This window comes from Streptomyces sp. NPDC088097 (assembly GCF_044741845.1).
In the GTDB taxonomy this organism is placed as follows: domain Bacteria; phylum Actinomycetota; class Actinomycetes; order Streptomycetales; family Streptomycetaceae; genus Streptomyces.
This window is the reverse complement of sequence record NZ_JBIUTJ010000007.1, coordinates 272285-286584: the sequence shown is the minus strand read 5'-3', so window position 1 is coordinate 286584 and position 14300 is coordinate 272285. Positions and strand designations below refer to the sequence as shown.

General features: G+C 75.1%; 14 protein-coding genes. 8 read left to right on the top strand and 6 right to left on the bottom strand.

Annotation, left to right across the window (positions count from 1 at the left end; all coding sequences use genetic code 11):
• The first annotated feature begins 65 nt into the window (after nucleotides 1–65).
• The 8 genes from ACIOD1_RS22520 (at nucleotide 66) to lgt (ending at nucleotide 6718) form a co-directional block, all read left to right on the top strand.
• Nucleotides 66–317, top strand: coding sequence for an HGxxPAAW family protein (locus ACIOD1_RS22520; protein ID WP_365624743.1), 252 nt, complete (start codon nucleotides 66–68; stop codon nucleotides 315–317).
• Between the two features lie 58 nt (nucleotides 318–375).
• Nucleotides 376–894 carry a DUF2752 domain-containing protein gene (locus ACIOD1_RS22515; protein ID WP_401904178.1) on the top strand — a complete coding sequence of 173 codons (519 nt, stop codon included), beginning with the start codon at nucleotides 376–378 and terminating at the stop codon, nucleotides 892–894.
• 183 nt (nucleotides 895–1077) lie between these two features.
• The gene (gene trpC / locus ACIOD1_RS22510) at nucleotides 1078–1887 is read left to right on the top strand and encodes an indole-3-glycerol phosphate synthase TrpC (RefSeq protein ID WP_365624740.1); all 810 of its coding nucleotides are present in this window, start codon (nucleotides 1078–1080) and stop codon (nucleotides 1885–1887) included.
• Nucleotides 1888–1894: 7 nt separating this feature from the next.
• Nucleotides 1895–2104 (top strand): tryptophan biosynthesis modulator TrpM, encoded by a 210-nt coding sequence (gene trpM, locus ACIOD1_RS22505; RefSeq protein ID WP_365624737.1) that lies wholly within the window; start codon nucleotides 1895–1897, stop codon nucleotides 2102–2104.
• A 222-nt stretch (nucleotides 2105–2326) separates the two neighbouring features.
• A complete protein-coding gene (gene trpB / locus ACIOD1_RS22500; protein ID WP_365624734.1) occupies nucleotides 2327–3601 on the top strand; it encodes a tryptophan synthase subunit beta in 1275 nt (424 codons plus the stop codon).
• A complete protein-coding gene (gene trpA, locus ACIOD1_RS22495; RefSeq protein WP_401904174.1) occupies nucleotides 3598–4455 on the top strand; it encodes a tryptophan synthase subunit alpha in 858 nt (285 codons plus the stop codon). Before trpB ends, trpA begins: the two co-directional genes overlap by 4 nt.
• Nucleotides 4456–4550: 95 nt before the next feature.
• A complete protein-coding gene (locus ACIOD1_RS22490; RefSeq protein WP_401904172.1) occupies nucleotides 4551–5570 on the top strand; it encodes a DsbA family protein in 1020 nt (339 codons plus the stop codon).
• An 89-nt stretch (nucleotides 5571–5659) separates the two neighbouring features.
• Nucleotides 5660–6718, top strand: coding sequence for a prolipoprotein diacylglyceryl transferase (gene lgt, locus ACIOD1_RS22485; protein WP_401904169.1), 1059 nt, complete (start codon nucleotides 5660–5662; stop codon nucleotides 6716–6718).
• A gap of 78 nt (nucleotides 6719–6796) precedes the next feature.
• Here the strand turns inward: lgt and ACIOD1_RS22480 are convergent, their stop codons facing one another.
• The 6 genes from ACIOD1_RS22480 to ACIOD1_RS22455 are packed head-to-tail and all read right to left on the bottom strand — an operon-like array spanning nucleotide 6797 to nucleotide 14126.
• On the bottom strand, nucleotides 6797–7612 hold the full coding sequence (locus ACIOD1_RS22480; protein ID WP_365624725.1) for a CoA ester lyase: 816 nt from the start codon (nucleotides 7610–7612) through the stop codon (nucleotides 6797–6799).
• On the bottom strand, nucleotides 7609–8805 hold the full coding sequence (locus ACIOD1_RS22475; RefSeq protein WP_365624722.1) for a CoA transferase: 1197 nt from the start codon (nucleotides 8803–8805) through the stop codon (nucleotides 7609–7611). Before ACIOD1_RS22475 ends, ACIOD1_RS22480 begins: the two co-directional genes overlap by 4 nt.
• The gene (rbsK, locus tag ACIOD1_RS22470) at nucleotides 8802–9710 is read right to left on the bottom strand and encodes a ribokinase (RefSeq protein WP_365624719.1); all 909 of its coding nucleotides are present in this window, start codon (nucleotides 9708–9710) and stop codon (nucleotides 8802–8804) included. Before rbsK ends, ACIOD1_RS22475 begins: the two co-directional genes overlap by 4 nt.
• On the bottom strand, nucleotides 9707–11227 hold the full coding sequence (locus tag ACIOD1_RS22465) for an ADP-ribosylglycohydrolase family protein (RefSeq protein ID WP_401904165.1): 1521 nt from the start codon (nucleotides 11225–11227) through the stop codon (nucleotides 9707–9709). The genes rbsK and ACIOD1_RS22465 overlap by 4 nt, the downstream gene beginning before the upstream one ends.
• The gene (locus ACIOD1_RS22460; protein ID WP_365624713.1) at nucleotides 11224–12369 is read right to left on the bottom strand and encodes an ADP-ribosylglycohydrolase family protein; all 1146 of its coding nucleotides are present in this window, start codon (nucleotides 12367–12369) and stop codon (nucleotides 11224–11226) included. Before ACIOD1_RS22460 ends, ACIOD1_RS22465 begins: the two co-directional genes overlap by 4 nt.
• Complete coding sequence (locus tag ACIOD1_RS22455; protein WP_401904163.1) at nucleotides 12366–14126, bottom strand: ADP-ribosylglycohydrolase family protein; 1761 nt, start codon at nucleotides 14124–14126, stop codon at nucleotides 12366–12368. The genes ACIOD1_RS22460 and ACIOD1_RS22455 overlap by 4 nt, the downstream gene beginning before the upstream one ends.
• Between the last annotated feature and the right edge of the window lie 174 nt (nucleotides 14127–14300).

Here is a 14300-nt window from a genome sequence, read left to right as displayed (position 1 = left end):
CGTGCGGGACAATGACCAGCGAGCGTGCGACACAGCACGTGAGACAGAGCAACGAGGAGCAACTCATGGCGGGCACGAGCCACGGACACACCCCGGCCGCCTGGACCGGTGTCATCATCGCCTTCATCGGTTTCTGCGTCTCCGGCGCCTTCATGGTGCTGGCGAACCCCCTGGGCTTCTGGGCGGGCCTCGTGGTCATCGCCCTCGGCGGAGTCGTGGGCCTCGGCATGAAGGCCGCGGGCATGGGCGCGCCGAAGGTCGCCCACCGCGACCTCGCCGACGTCATCGCCGCCAACCGGGTTCCCGCCAAGGTCTGAGCCCGGCCCGCGAGACGGTGTTCGAAAGGCGCGGCCCCGTCGGGCTGCGCCTTTTGTCATGACCGGAGAGAATCGGCGCGTGGAACCCACTCACAGCCCTTCCGCCCCCGCCCCGGCCGGTGCCCCGCACCCGACGCCGGGCGCGGCCCACGCCCCGCCCGAGGGACCCGTACGAGCCTCGCGGGCCCGCCGGCTGGCCGCCCCGTTGCTCACCCTGACCGGGGCCGTGGCCGCCTTCGCGTACGTGGGCGCCGTGGACCCCAACGAACCGGGGCACTACCCGGTCTGCCCGCTGCTGCGACTGACCGGCATCCTCTGCCCGGGCTGCGGAGGGCTGCGCAGCGCGCACGCCTTCGCCCGCGGCGATCTGGTCACGGCGCTGGGGGACAACGCGGTGGCCGTCGCCGGCTACCTCGTCTTCGCCGCGTTCACGGCCCTCTGGCTGGTCAGGGCCTTCCGTGGCGGACCCACACCGCGCCCGGGCCTCCCGCCGGTCGCCTGGTGGGCGCTGGGGGGCCTGGTGCTGGCCTTCGCCGTGGTCCGCAACCTCCCGTTCGGTTCGGCCCTGGCTCCTTGAGGTCGGGCCGCAGCCCGGTCACCCCTAGGAGGAAGAGCGCCTTCCGGGTGTCCAGCAGCTGGGAAACGCTCAAGTCCGTGCGGAGGCCGCGGCGACCTGCGGATACCATTTGAGGGTCGACCTTGCCGGGGTACGTGTCCGCAAGGCGGCCGACCGTCATCAACCCGGAAGGGGGCCGCTCGCGTGAGTGTGCTCGACGAGATCATCGAAGGGGTCCGCGAAGACCTTGCCGAACGGCAGGCCCGCGTGAGCCTCGACGAGCTCAAGGAGCGTGCCGCCAAGGCGCCCCGGGCCAAGGACGGTGTCGCCGCCCTGCGTGGTGACAGCGTCAAGGTGATCTGCGAGGTCAAGCGTTCCAGCCCCTCCAAGGGCGCGCTGGCCGCGATCGCGGATCCGGCCGGGCTCGCCGCCGACTACGAGGCCGGCGGTGCGGCGGTCATCTCCGTCCTCACCGAAGAGCGCCGCTTCGGCGGTTCGCTGGCCGACCTGGAGGCCGTCCGCGCCCGCGTGGACATCCCGATCCTGCGCAAGGACTTCATCGTCACCGCGTACCAGCTGTGGGAGGCCCGCGCCTACGGCGCCGACCTCGTGCTGCTGATCGTCGCGGCCCTGGAGCAGGAGGCCCTCGTCTCCCTCATCGAGCGGGCCGAGTCCATCGGCCTCACCCCGCTCGTCGAGGTCCACGACGAGGAGGAGATCGAGCGCGCCGTCGAGGCGGGCGCCAAGATCATCGGCGTCAACGCGCGCAACCTCAAGGACCTCAAGGTCGACCGCTCCACCTTCGAGCGGATCGTCGGCGAGATCCCCGCCCACATCGTGAAGGTCGCCGAGTCCGGTGTCCGCGGACCCCACGACCTGATCGCCTACGCCAACGACGGCGCCGACGCCGTCCTCGTCGGGGAATCCCTGGTCACCGGCCGCGACCCGAAGTCGGCCGTCGCCGACCTCGTCGCCGCCGGCGCCCACCCCGCCCTGCGCCACGGCCGGAGCTGACCCACCCATGGCCCCCTGCCGCCCCGCCGTCCGCACCCACCCGGGCCACGCCCCGGTCGGTGCGCTGACGGCTCACGCGCCCTTGGCGCGCGGCTGCCGCCCCCGCGGCTGCCGCGCCCCGGCCCGGCGCGTGCACGGCCGGCGGGTGCGCTACGTGATCGGCTCCGAGCCCGGTCAGGTCAACGGCATGCGATGGCGTGGCGGAGCCGCGCTGTAACGACGACCCTCCCGCCCCGGTGCGCACCGCGCACCGGGCGGCCGGTCGCGTACGGAACCCGCGCCCCGGACCCTCGGGGTCCCGGCGCGGACCGTTTCCGTCCGCAGGTCCCCACCCCCTCCAGCGGGGTGCGCGGACCGCGGGCCGACGGCGCCATACGGTGCATTCCGTCCTCCCCGCCGAGCAACGCCTCGCATTCCGCACCACGTAGGAGTAGTGGCCATGTCCACCAGCTCGTTCTTCATCCCGGACCCGGAGGGTCACGTCCCCAACGCCGAGGGGTACTTCGGTGACTTCGGCGGCAAGTTCATCCCGGAGGCCCTCGTCGCCGCCGTGGACGAGGTCGCCGTCGAGTACGAGAAGGCCAAGGTGGACCCGGCCTTCGCGGCGGAGCTCAACGAGCTCATGGTCAACTACACCGGCCGCCCCAGTGCCCTCACCGAGGTCCCTCGCTTCGCCGAGCACGCGGGCGGCGCCCGGATCTTCCTCAAGCGCGAGGACCTCAACCACACCGGCTCGCACAAGATCAACAACGTGCTGGGCCAGGCGCTGCTCACCAAGCGCATGGGCAAGACCCGCGTCATCGCCGAGACCGGAGCCGGCCAGCACGGCGTGGCCACCGCCACCGCCTGCGCGCTCTTCGGCCTCGAATGCACCATCTACATGGGCGAGATCGACACGCAGCGCCAAGCGCTCAACGTGGCCCGCATGCGGATGCTCGGCGCCGAGGTCATCGCCGTGAAGTCCGGCTCCCGGACCCTCAAGGACGCGATCAACGAGGCCTTCCGCGACTGGGTCGCCAACGTCGACCGCACCCACTACCTCTTCGGCACGGTCGCCGGCCCGCACCCCTTCCCGGCCATGGTCCGCGACTTCCACCGCGTCATCGGCGTCGAGGCCCGCCGGCAGATCCTGGAGCGCGCCGGCCGCCTCCCGGACGCCGTCGCGGCCTGCGTCGGCGGCGGCTCCAACGCCATCGGCCTCTTCCACGCCTTCATCCCGGACGCCGACGTCCGCCTGGTCGGCTTCGAGCCCGCCGGGCACGGCGTGGAGACCGGCGAGCACGCGGCCACCCTCACGGCGGGCGAGCCCGGCATCCTGCACGGCTCCCGCTCCTACGTCCTCCAGGACGAGGAGGGCCAGATCACCGAGCCCTACTCGATCTCCGCCGGTCTGGACTACCCGGGCATCGGGCCCGAGCACTCCTACCTCAAGGACTCCGGCCGCGGCGAGTACCGCGCGGTCACCGACGACGCGGCGATGCAGGCCCTGCGCCTGCTCTCCCGTACGGAGGGCATCATCCCGGCCATCGAGTCGGCGCACGCCCTCGCCGGCGCCCTCGACCTCGGCAAGGAGCTGGGCCCGGAGGGCCTGATCGTGGTCAACCTGTCCGGTCGCGGCGACAAGGACATGGACACCGCCGCCCGCTACTTCGGGCTGTACGCGACCGACGGCGAAGTCGCCGAGAACGAGTTCTCCGAGGGGGACGACAAGTGAGCGCCACGCACGGAGCCGGCAACACCGGCCACACCGGCAACATCGAGCTGCTGAGCGCGACCCTCGCCAAGGCGAAGTCCGAGGACCGCGCCGCCCTCGTCGCCTACCTCCCGGCCGGGTTCCCGACCGTGGACGGGGCCATCGAGGCCGTCAAGGCCGTCGTCGCGGGCGGAGCCGACGTCGTGGAGATCGGCCTGCCGCACAGCGACCCGGTCCTGGACGGCCCGGTCATCCAGACCGCCGACGACATCGCCCTGCGCGGCGGCGTGAAGATCGCCGACGTGATGCGCACGGTCCGCGAGGCGCACGAGGCCACCGGGGCCCCGATCCTCGTCATGACCTACTGGAACCCGATCGACCGCTACGGCGTCGAGCGGTTCACCGCCGAGCTGGCCGCGGCGGGCGGCGCGGGCTGCATCCTGCCCGACCTGCCGGTCCAGGAGTCCGCCCTGTGGCGTGAGCACGCGACCCGGCACGGTCTCGCGACCGTCTTCGTCGTGGCCCCCAGCAGCAAGGACGCCCGACTGGCGACCATCACCGAGGCCGGATCCGGCTTCGTCTACGCCGCCTCCCTCATGGGCGTCACCGGCACCCGCCAGTCCGTCTGCCAAGAGGCCGCCGAACTGGTCCGCCGCACCCGCGAGACCGAGGGGGCCCGCCGTGGGCTCCCCGTCTGCGTCGGCCTCGGTGTCTCCAACGCCGCCCAGGCCAAGGAGGTGGCCGCCTTCGCCGACGGGGTGATCGTCGGCTCGGCCTTCGTGAAGCTGCTGCTGGACGCGCCCGACGAGGCCGCCGGGCTGGCCGCCGTGCGCTCCCTGGCGGGCGAGCTCGCGGAAGGCGTACGCAGATCCTGACGCCGGACGGGTCCCGATGAGGGTTCTGTAGCCCGATCGGGTGGAAGTGGGAGCGGGGAGGCACGCGAGTGCCTCCCCGTTTCGTTTGGCCGAACGTGAGCGAGAAGAACGACGGTGCGAACCGCGATGCGACGAAACGATCGGCCCGCGAGCGACTCCAGGAGGAGCGGCTCCGGCAGAAGACGCGCGACAAGCGCCGGAGGACCCTCGTCGTGTCGGCGGCCGTGGTCGGTGTGCTCGGCCTGGCGGCCGTCGTCGGCCTGATCGCCGCCAACGCGGGGTCCGGCGACAAGTCCGAGAAGGCGGGTCCGGCGGTCGCCCCGTCGGGGGCCGTGGGCAAGGACGCCCTCGCCATCCGGACCGGGAAGGACGCGGCCAAGTCCCAGCTGACCGTCTGGGAAGACTTCCGCTGCCCCGCCTGCAAGGCCTTCGAGACCAACTACCGCGACACCATCCACGAACTGGAGGCCAAGGGTCTCCTCAAGGTCGACTACCACATCATCACCCTGATCGACGGGAACATGAGCGGCACGGGCTCGCTGAAGTCCGCGAACGCCGCGGCCTGCGCCCAGGACGCCGGCAAGTTCCCCGCGTACCACGACGTCCTCTTCGAGAACCAGCCCGAGGAGACCGTCGACGCCTACGGGAAGAACGCCAAGCTGCTGGAACTGGCCGGAAAGGTCGACGGGCTCGACACCCCGGCCTTCCGTTCCTGCGTGGAGGACGGGACCCACAACAGCTGGGTCGGCAAGTCCTACGACGCCTTCAAGGCCGGCAAGTTCCGCGGCACCCCCACCGTGCTGCTCGACGGCAAGGACATCTTCGGGGACCAGGCCGACCCGCTGACCCCGCAGAAGCTCAAGCAGAAGGTGGAGGCCGCGAGCGGGGCCGTCGGCGCCTCGGGGGCCCCGAAGGCCTCCGGCAAGCCCTCGGCCTCGGCTTCCGCCTCGCCGTCCGCGAAGGCGAAGGGTTCCGGTTCGGGCTCGACCTCGGGTTCGGGCTCCACCTCGGGCACCCTGTCGGGCACGAGCGGCACGGCCGGCACCAGCGGAACCGGTGCTTCCACCGGGTCCACCGGCTCCAGGGCCGTGTCCCAGGGGGCGGGGGAGGACTGAGCGAGCGGCCGTGGCGTGTGTGGTTTTGATTTCAGCTTGCCGGGCGGGTTGCGGTCGGTACCGCCCGGCAGGGTAGCGTCAGGTCTGCCATGACCCTTGCTTACATCCCCAGTCCGTCGACCGGCGTGATCCATCTCGGACCGATCCCGCTCCGCGGCTACGCGTTCTGCATCATCATCGGCGTCTTCGTCGCCGTCTGGCTCGGCAACAAGCGGTGGATCGCACGCGGCGGAAAGCCGGGCACCGTCGCGGACATCGCCGTGTGGGCCGTGCCGTTCGGCCTGGTCGGCGGACGCCTCTACCACGTGATCACCGACTACCAGCTGTACTTCGGCGAGGGCCGCAACTGGGTCGACGCCTTCAAGATCTGGGAAGGCGGCCTCGGCATTTGGGGCGCGATCGCGCTCGGCGCGGTCGGCGCCTGGATCGGCTGCCGACTGCGCGGGATCCCGCTGCCCGCCTGGGCCGACGCCCTGGCTCCCGGCATCGCCGTCGCCCAGGCCTTCGGCCGCTGGGGCAACTGGTTCAACCAGGAGCTGTACGGCCGCGCCACCGACCTGCCGTGGGCGCTGGAGATCAGCGAGGGACCCAACCGGGTCGCCGGGACCTACCACCCGACCTTCCTCTACGAGTCGCTGTGGTGCCTCGGCGTCGCCGCGCTGGTGATCTGGGCCGACCGCCGCTTCAAGCTCGGACACGGCCGGGCCTTCGCCCTGTACGTGGCCGCGTACTGCCTGGGCCGCGGTTGGATCGAGTACATGCGGGTCGACGAGGCGCACCACATCCTGGGCCTGCGCCTGAACGTCTGGACGGCGATCTTCGTCTTCGTCCTCGCGGTGGTCTACTTCGTGCTCTCGGCGAAGCTGCGGCCGGGCCGCGAGGAGGTCGTCGAGCCGGAGACCTCCGGCTCCACCGGTGCCGCGGACGCGGGCAAGGACGCTCCGGCCACGACCGCAGGGGCCGCCCCCGCCGACGCGAAGGCGGACGCCGGGGCCGGGCCGAAGAAGGACGCGGACCCGGAGGCCAAGGCCGAGGACGCCGCCCCGGCGGGCGCCGTCAAGACCGACCTGAGCAAGCCGGACGTGGCCAAGGCCGATCTGGCGAAGGCCGATTTGAGCAAGGCCGAGCCGGAGGCCAAGAAGAGCTGAGGCTCCCGTTCACGAGGAGGCGTGCCGCGGACGACGCGGCACGCCTTCCGTGCGTCCGGGGCCGGACGCCCCGCCCGCTCAGAGCGGGGACACGCGGCGGGAGAGGCCCAGGGTGCGGTGGGCCGCCGCCACCACCGCCGGGTCCACGAAGCGGCCGTCGGGCAGGGCCAACGCCCCCGGAGTGGCCCGGGCCGCGGTGACGATCTCCTCGGCGGCGGTCACCTCGTCCGGCCCGGGGAGGTAGGCCCGCTCGATCACCGGGAGCTGGCGCGGGTGGATCGCCGCCCGGCCGAGGAACCCGAGCGCGCGGCCCCGGGCGCACGAGGCGGCCAGGGACTCCAGGTCGCGGATGTCCGGGAACACCGACTGGGCCGGCGGCACCAGTCCCGCCGCCCGCGCCGCGACCACCACCCGGGAGCGCGGCCAGTCCAGCCCGGCCTCCGCGCTGACGCCGAGATCGGCGCGCAGGTCCGCCTCCCCGAGGGTCAGGCCCTGGAGGGAGGGATGGGCGCGGGCGATCTCGTACGCCCTCTCCACCCCGAGGGCCGACTCCAGCAGCGCGTACAGCGCCACCCCACCGGCCCGGTCGGCGACCCGTGTGACCTGCTCGGGGGCGTCGATCTTGGGCAGCCGCAATCCGGCGAGGCCGTGCAGCCGGGACAGGGCCGTGAGGTCGGCGCCCGCCCAGGGGGAGCCGAGGGCGTTGACCCGGACGTGGACGGGGACGGGCGGCCGGTCGGAGAGCAACTCGGCGGTGGCGGCGCGGGCGTACTCCTTGCGGGAGACCGACACCGAGTCCTCCAGGTCCACGATGACGGCGTCGGCCCCGCACCGCAGGGCCTTGGCCACCACCTCGGGGCGGTCGCCGGGTGCGTAGAGCCAGGTCAGGATCACAGGGCCCCCTCCGTTCGGAGAGCGGTGATCTCGGCCGGGGTCAGGCCGAGTTCGGTCAGTACGGCTTCGGTGTCCGCGCCGTGCGGGCGGCCCGCCCAGCGGATCCCGCCCGGTGTGTCGGACAGCCGGAAGAGGACGTTCTGCATGCGGATCGGGCCGAGTTCGGGATCGTCGACCTCGGTGATCGTGTCCAGGGCCGCGAACTGCGGGTCGTCCATCACGTCCCGCACGTCGTACACGGGGGCGACGGCGGCCTCGGCCTTCTCGAAGGCCGCGACCACCTCCTGCGCCCCGCGCCGGGCGATCCAGCCTCCCACCGCCTCGTCCAGGACCTCCGCGTGCGCGGCCCGCCCCGCACCGTCCGCGAACCAGGGCTCCTCGATCAACTCCGGCCTCCCGACCAGGCACATCACCCGCTCGGCGACGGATTGCGCGGAGGCGGACACCGCCAGCCAGCGGCCGTCCGCGCTCCGGTAGGTGTTGCGGGGCGCGTTGTTGGTGGAGCGGTTGCCGGTGCGCTCCTGGACGTAGCCGAGCTGGTCGTACCAGAGCGGGTGCGGGCCCAGCACGGTCAGGATCGGCTCGATGATGGCCAGGTCCACGACCTGTCCGTGTCCGGTGCGGTCGCGGCCGGCCAGCGCCGCCATCACCGCGTACGCGGTCGTGAGCGCGGCGATGGAGTCCGCGAGCCCGAAGGGCGGCAGGGTCGGCGGGCCGTCCGGCTCCCCGGTGATCGCGGCGAACCCGCTCATCGCCTCGGCGAGGGTCCCGAAGCCGGGCCGGCGGGCGTACGGACCCTGCTGGCCGAAGGCCGTGACCCGGGCCAGCACCAGGCGCGGGTTGGCGGCCGACAGCTCGGGCCAGCCCAGACCCCACCGCTCCAGGGTGCCGGGGCGGAAGTTCTCGATGACCACGTCGGCGGTGGCGGCCAGCCGCAGCAGGGTGTCCCGGCCGCCGGGCGCGGACAGGTCGAGGGTCATCGTCCGCTTGTTGCGCCCGAGCAGCTTCCACCACAGCCCGACCCCGTCCTTGGCCGGCCCGTGCCCCCGGGAGGGGTCGGGGCGGCGCGGATGCTCCACCTTGACCACCTCGGCGCCGAAGTCCCCGAGCAGGGTGGCGGCGAGGGGGCCCGCGAAGAGGGTGGCGAGGTCCAGGACGCGCAGCCCGGCCAGCGGGCCCGGGGCGGGGTTCACGACGGGGCCCCGGCCCGGGCGAGGGCCGCGGTGACCTCGGCGCGGGTCGGCATCGAGTCCTGGGCGCCGGACCGCCGCACGGACAGGGCGGCGGCGCACGAGGCCCAGCCGAGGGCCTCGGGCATCGCGAGCCCCTCCCCGAGGGCCACCGCGAGGGCCCCGACGAAGGTGTCCCCGGCGGCCGTGGTGTCCACGGCCCGCACCGGGAGCGCCGGCACGGTCAGCGGCTCGCGCCCCCGCGCCGCGTACAGCACCCCGGCCGCTCCCAGGGTGACCACCACCTCCGGGACCAGCTCCAGCAGCGCCCCGGCGGCGCGGCGGGGATCGGTGAGCCCGGTGAGGGCGGCGGCCTCGTGCTCGTTCGGGACGAGGAGGTCGGTCGCGGCCAGGAGTTCGTCGGGCAACGGTTGCGCGGGCGCCGGGGTGAGGACCGTACGGACCCCGTGGGCGCGGGCGGCGAGGGCCCCGGCGAGGACGGCCTCCAGGGGGAGTTCGAGCTGGAGCAACAGGCTGTCCGCGGCGCCGATGCGGGAGTCGTCGCCCGGCTCCAGGCCCAGGACGCGGGCGTTGGCGCCGGGGATGACGACGATGCTGTTCGCGCCCTCGTCGTCGACGGTGATGTGCGCGGTGCCGCTGGCTCCCTCCACGGTGCGCAGGGCGGCCGTCTCGACCCCGTCGGCGGCGAGGGCGGAGCGCAGCCGGACGCCGAACGCGTCGGCCCCGACCGCGCCGATCATCACCACCTCCCCGCCGAGCCGGGCGGCGGCCACGGCCTGGTTGGCGCCCTTGCCGCCGGGGAGCGTGCGGAACTCCCGCCCGGTGACGGTCTCCCCGAGGCGGGGGGCCTTGGACACGTAGGCGACGAGGTCCATGTTCGTACTGCCGAGCACGGCGATGGCCGTCATGAGCGGGCTGCCTCCTGGGCGGTGAGGTGGGCGAGGGCGTCGAAGCCGATGCCGTCGAAACCGGCGACGCCCGTCGCGAGCCGGTTCTTGAGGGGCGCGGTCCACCGGTCCGGGATCCGGTCGGGGGATCCGGCCAGGAGCCCGGCGATCGATCCGGCGGTGGCGCCGTTGGAGTCGGTGTCCCAACCGCCCGACACCGCCCGGCAGACGGAGTGGGTGAAGTCCCCGTCGGCGTGGGTGAGCGCCGCCGCGATCAGGGCGGTGTTCGGGAGGGCGTGTACCCAGTGGTGGTGGCCGTAACAGGCGTGGAGGCGGTCCACGACCCGGTCGAAGTCGGCCTCCTCGCGGGCGGTACGGATCCCGAAGCGCACGGCGTCGGCGAGCCGCGAGTGGGGTGGTACGACGGCCAGCCCGGCCCGCAGCGCGTCGTGCGCGTCGGCCCGGCCGCCGGCCGCCTCGGCGATGGCGGCGGCGGTGAACAGGGCGGCGTAGACCCCGTTGGCGGTATGGGTGAGGACGGCGTCGCGGTGGGCCTGTTCGGCGGCGGCGACCGGATCGCCGGGGTTGGTCCAGCCGTGGACGTCGGCCCGGATGAGGGCGCCGATCCACTCCCGGAAGGGGTTGTGGTGGGTGGCGGTGTGCGGGGGCTCCAGGCCGAGGAGGAGGTTGCGGTACGCGATCCGCTCGGCGGTGAAGGTGCGGCCGGCGGGGAGTTCGTCGAGCCAGAGCGAGGCCAGGTCGGCGGTGGTGAAGCCCTTGCCGTGGCGTCGCAGGAGGAGCAGGCCCAGCAGCGGGTGGTTGAGGTCGTCGTCCTCGGGGGCGCCGTCGATGTTCTCGGCGAGGGAGGTGGGGGCGGAGCGCCGGTTCCACGGGTACGCGGCGAGGAGCCCGGCCGGGACCCCGCGCGCGGTGAACCAGTCGGACAGCGGCCAGTTGCCGGTGGCGCGGGCGAGGGCGCGGATGCCTTCCAGCGGGAGCTTCTCGACGGGCTTGCCGAGCACGCACCCGACGGCCCGCCCGACCCACGCGGCCTCCAGCCTGCGGCGCAGCACGGGATCCACCCCGTCGGCCGGGTCGGGGGCCGGCCCGGTGGTCCGGTCCGGGGCGGGCGGGGGCGCGCCCCGGGCGGGGGTCGGGCCGGCCGGCCGGGGCCACCCGGGGCCCAGGCGCGGATCGGGCCGGGCGGCGGCCGTCGGGCCGTCCGCCGACGGGGCGGGTGGCGCGGACCAGGTGGCGCGGATCGCCGGCCAGGGGGTCGGTTCCTCGGGGGCCGAAGGGGCCGGGATGGCGGCGAGTTCGTCCAGCAGGCGCAGCGCCAGGGCGCGGAGTTCCGGTGCGGCCGGGGTGGGGGAGGCCCCGGCCCGGTCCGGGGCCGGCCGGCCGCCCGCCGCGAGCCAGGCGCGCAGGACGGGCCCGGCGTCGCGGCCGTCCTCCGCGGCCTGGCGCAGCTCGTGCCCGATCAGGTCCTCGGGCTGCGCCCAGGTGAGCCGTACGAGGGCGTCGGGGGCAGCCTTCACCGGGGCGCCGCGAGGGCGGTGAAGGCGGCTTCGTGGGCGGCCCGCCGGGCCCGGTCCCGGGTGAAGACCTCCCGGGCGACGGTGGTCAGGGCGGCGGCCGGGGCCCGCAGGTCGAGCCGGCTGGCGTCGGAGACCTGCTTGGCCCAGGCCTCCGGGACGACGCCCTCGCCGCCGAGGGCTCCGGCGACGGCCCCGGCCATCGTGGCGATGGAGTCGCAGTCGCGGCCGTAGTTGACCGCCCCGAGCACGGAGGCCTCGTAGTCGCCGCCGGCGACGAGCAGCATGCCGAGGGCGACCGGGAGTTCCTCGATGGAGTGCAGCCGCGAGGGCCGCCGGGCGCCGAGCGAGGGGTTGCGGTAGTCGGGGCCGACCGAGTCGTACGGGGCCACCGCCTCCCGCAGCGGCGCCAGCGCGGACTCGAAGTCCCGGTGGACCAGGGCGACTTCACGGACGGCGGCGATGGCCTCGCGGGTGCCGTCCTTGGCCAGGGCCAGGGCGGTGGCCACCACGGATGTGGCGTCGGCGCCCGGCACGCAGGCCGCCGCCACGGCCGCGGCGAAGACCCCGGCGGCCTCCCGCCCGTAGGAGGACTGGTGCGCGCCGGCGATGTCGAGGGCCTCCGCGTACGCGGCCTCGGGGTTGCCCGCGTTGACCAACCCGACCGGCGCCATGTACATCGCGGCGCCGCAGTTGACGATGTTCCCGGAGCCGGCCTCGCGGGGGTCGGCGTGCGCGTAGTGCAGCCGGGTCACGATCCACTTCTCGGCCAGGAACACCCGCTGGAGGGGGAGGGCCTCGGCCTCCAGCTCCGGGATCCAGCGGGGGACCGTCATCAGGTCCGGGACGAGGTGGTCGGCGACGGAGTAGGCGTCCAGGTGGTCCCGTACGACCTCGTACACGCGGATCAGCGCGTGCGTCATCAGGGTGTCGTCGGTGACGTGCCCGTCGCCCTTGTGGTACGGCGCGATGGGCCTCGCGGTGCGCCAGTCCTTGTACCAGGGGCCGACGACACCGCGCACGCGGCCGCCGTGCCGTTCGACGATCCGGTCGGGCTCCCAGCCCTCCACCGGGCCCCCGAGCGCGTCGCCGACGGCGGCTCCGACGAGGGCCCCGGTGATCCGGTCCTCCAGTGTGAGCGTCATGTCCGAGTCATCCCTTGAAATGAGGTGAGTTCCGTACGGGTGAGCAGTGCGGCCAGTTCCACCAGGTCGGTTCCGGCGAGCCGGGGCAGGGCGCAGCCGGACAGGATGCGGCAGGCCTCGCGCCAGGCCGGCGGCAGGCAGTCGCCACCGCCGAGCGCGCCGGTCAGGGCCCCGGCGAGGGCGGGGGCGGAGTCGGCGACCCGGGACAGGCAGGCGGCGGCCGGGACGGCCTCGCCCACCCGGCCGCGGGCGGCGGTGGCCAGGGCCAGGGCGACGGGCACGGTCTCGGCGGCGGCGATGCCGTAGCTGTAGACGTGGTCGACGATCTGGTGTTCCAGGAGCGGTACGAGGGCGAAGGCGCCGGCCCCGTCGTCGGCGCGGGCGAGGTCGAGGGCGTGCCGGGCGTTGCGCCCGATCTCGGTGGAGGCGGGGAGTTGGGCGAGGGCGGCCTCGACGGCGGCGTCGGTGTCGCCGCCGGCCAGGGCGGTGGCGATGGCGGCGGCCATGGCGCGGGCGCCGTGGACGCCGTCGCCGTCCTGGGTGTAGCGGGCGTCGAACTCGGCGAGGTCGGCGGCCGCGCGGGGGTCGCCGGGGTGGACGACGGCGAGGACGCACGCGCGGACGCAGGCGGCGTCGTCGAAGTAGTGCGGGTTGTCGTGGCCGGTGGCCGGCGGGCGCAGACCGGCGGCGAGGTTGCCGAGGCCGGCGCGGACGGAGATCCGGGCGCGCAGGGGCAGGACGGCGGACTCGACCTCCGGGGCCCGCTCGGCGGCGGCCGCGACCTCGCTGGCCAGGGCGTTCCAGGCCAGGTCGATGGCGGCGCGCATGCGGCGGGACCGGGAGAGGTCGCTGAGCAGCGCGCCGGCGGCGGTCAGGACGGACTCGGCGGCGAAGGCGGCCCATTCGGCGTCGTCGGAGGGGCCGAGGCGCAGGGGTTCGGGGGGCTGGTTGAGGGCGATGGGGACGGGGAGGGTGGTGGTGGCGTTCTGCTCCGCGAAGGTGTCGAGCTCGCGGGTCAGGCGGCGGGTCCACTCGGGCATCCGGCTGGCCCGGTGGCGGGCCGCGGGCCACCCGGCGGCGTCGCCCGCGGCGAGCCCGAGGAGCAACCCCTCGATCCGCCGGGCGCCTGCGGCGGGCTCGGCGGGCTCGGCGGGTTCTACGGGGGCGCGGGGCGCCGCGCCGGGCGGTGCGGTGGTGGTCGTACGGGGCTCCGTGCGGGGGATGCCGGTCCGTCCCGGGGCGGCGGGGCGCTCGGTGGTCCGGATCCCGGCGGCGACGTGCTGCGCGGGCCCCTGCCCGTCCGGGTGCGCGTGCGGGTGCTCCGGTGGTGCCTCCGCCGACCGGCGGACCTCCCGCCAGGCCGGCTGCGCCGGATTCCCCGGCAGCACCGCCGGCGCGTGCCCGGCGGGGGACGCGTCCGCCGAGGCGGAGGGGCCCGGGACCGCCGGGGCGCCCGGGGCATCGGCGGCGGGGGGCGGTGCGCCCGGGTCGGCCGCCCGGGGCCGGGCTTCGGGTGTGGCCGGGGTGGCCCCGGGGGCCGCCCGCAGGGGCGGGGCTTCGGGCGTCACCGGGGCCGGGGTTCCCGGGGTGGCCAGGGCCGAGAACCCTGAGGCGGCCGGGGCCGGGGCTTCCGGGGTGGCCTCGGTCGGGGCCTCGGGGGTGGCCAGGGCCGAGAACCCTGAGGCGGCCGGGGCCGGGGCTTCCGGGGTGGCCTCGGTCGGGGCCTCCGGGGTGGGCCGGGCAGAGACCTCCGGCATGGCGGGGGTCGAGGCCTCCGGGGCGGTGTGGGGTGCCGGGGCCTCCGGGGCCGACCGGCCGGGGGACTCCGGTGTGGCCCCCGCCGGGGCCTCCGATGGGGCCTGGGGCGGGGACTCCGGTGTGGCCAGCGCCCGGGGCTCCGGGGTGGTGTGGGTGGGGAGTGGCGTGGTCGG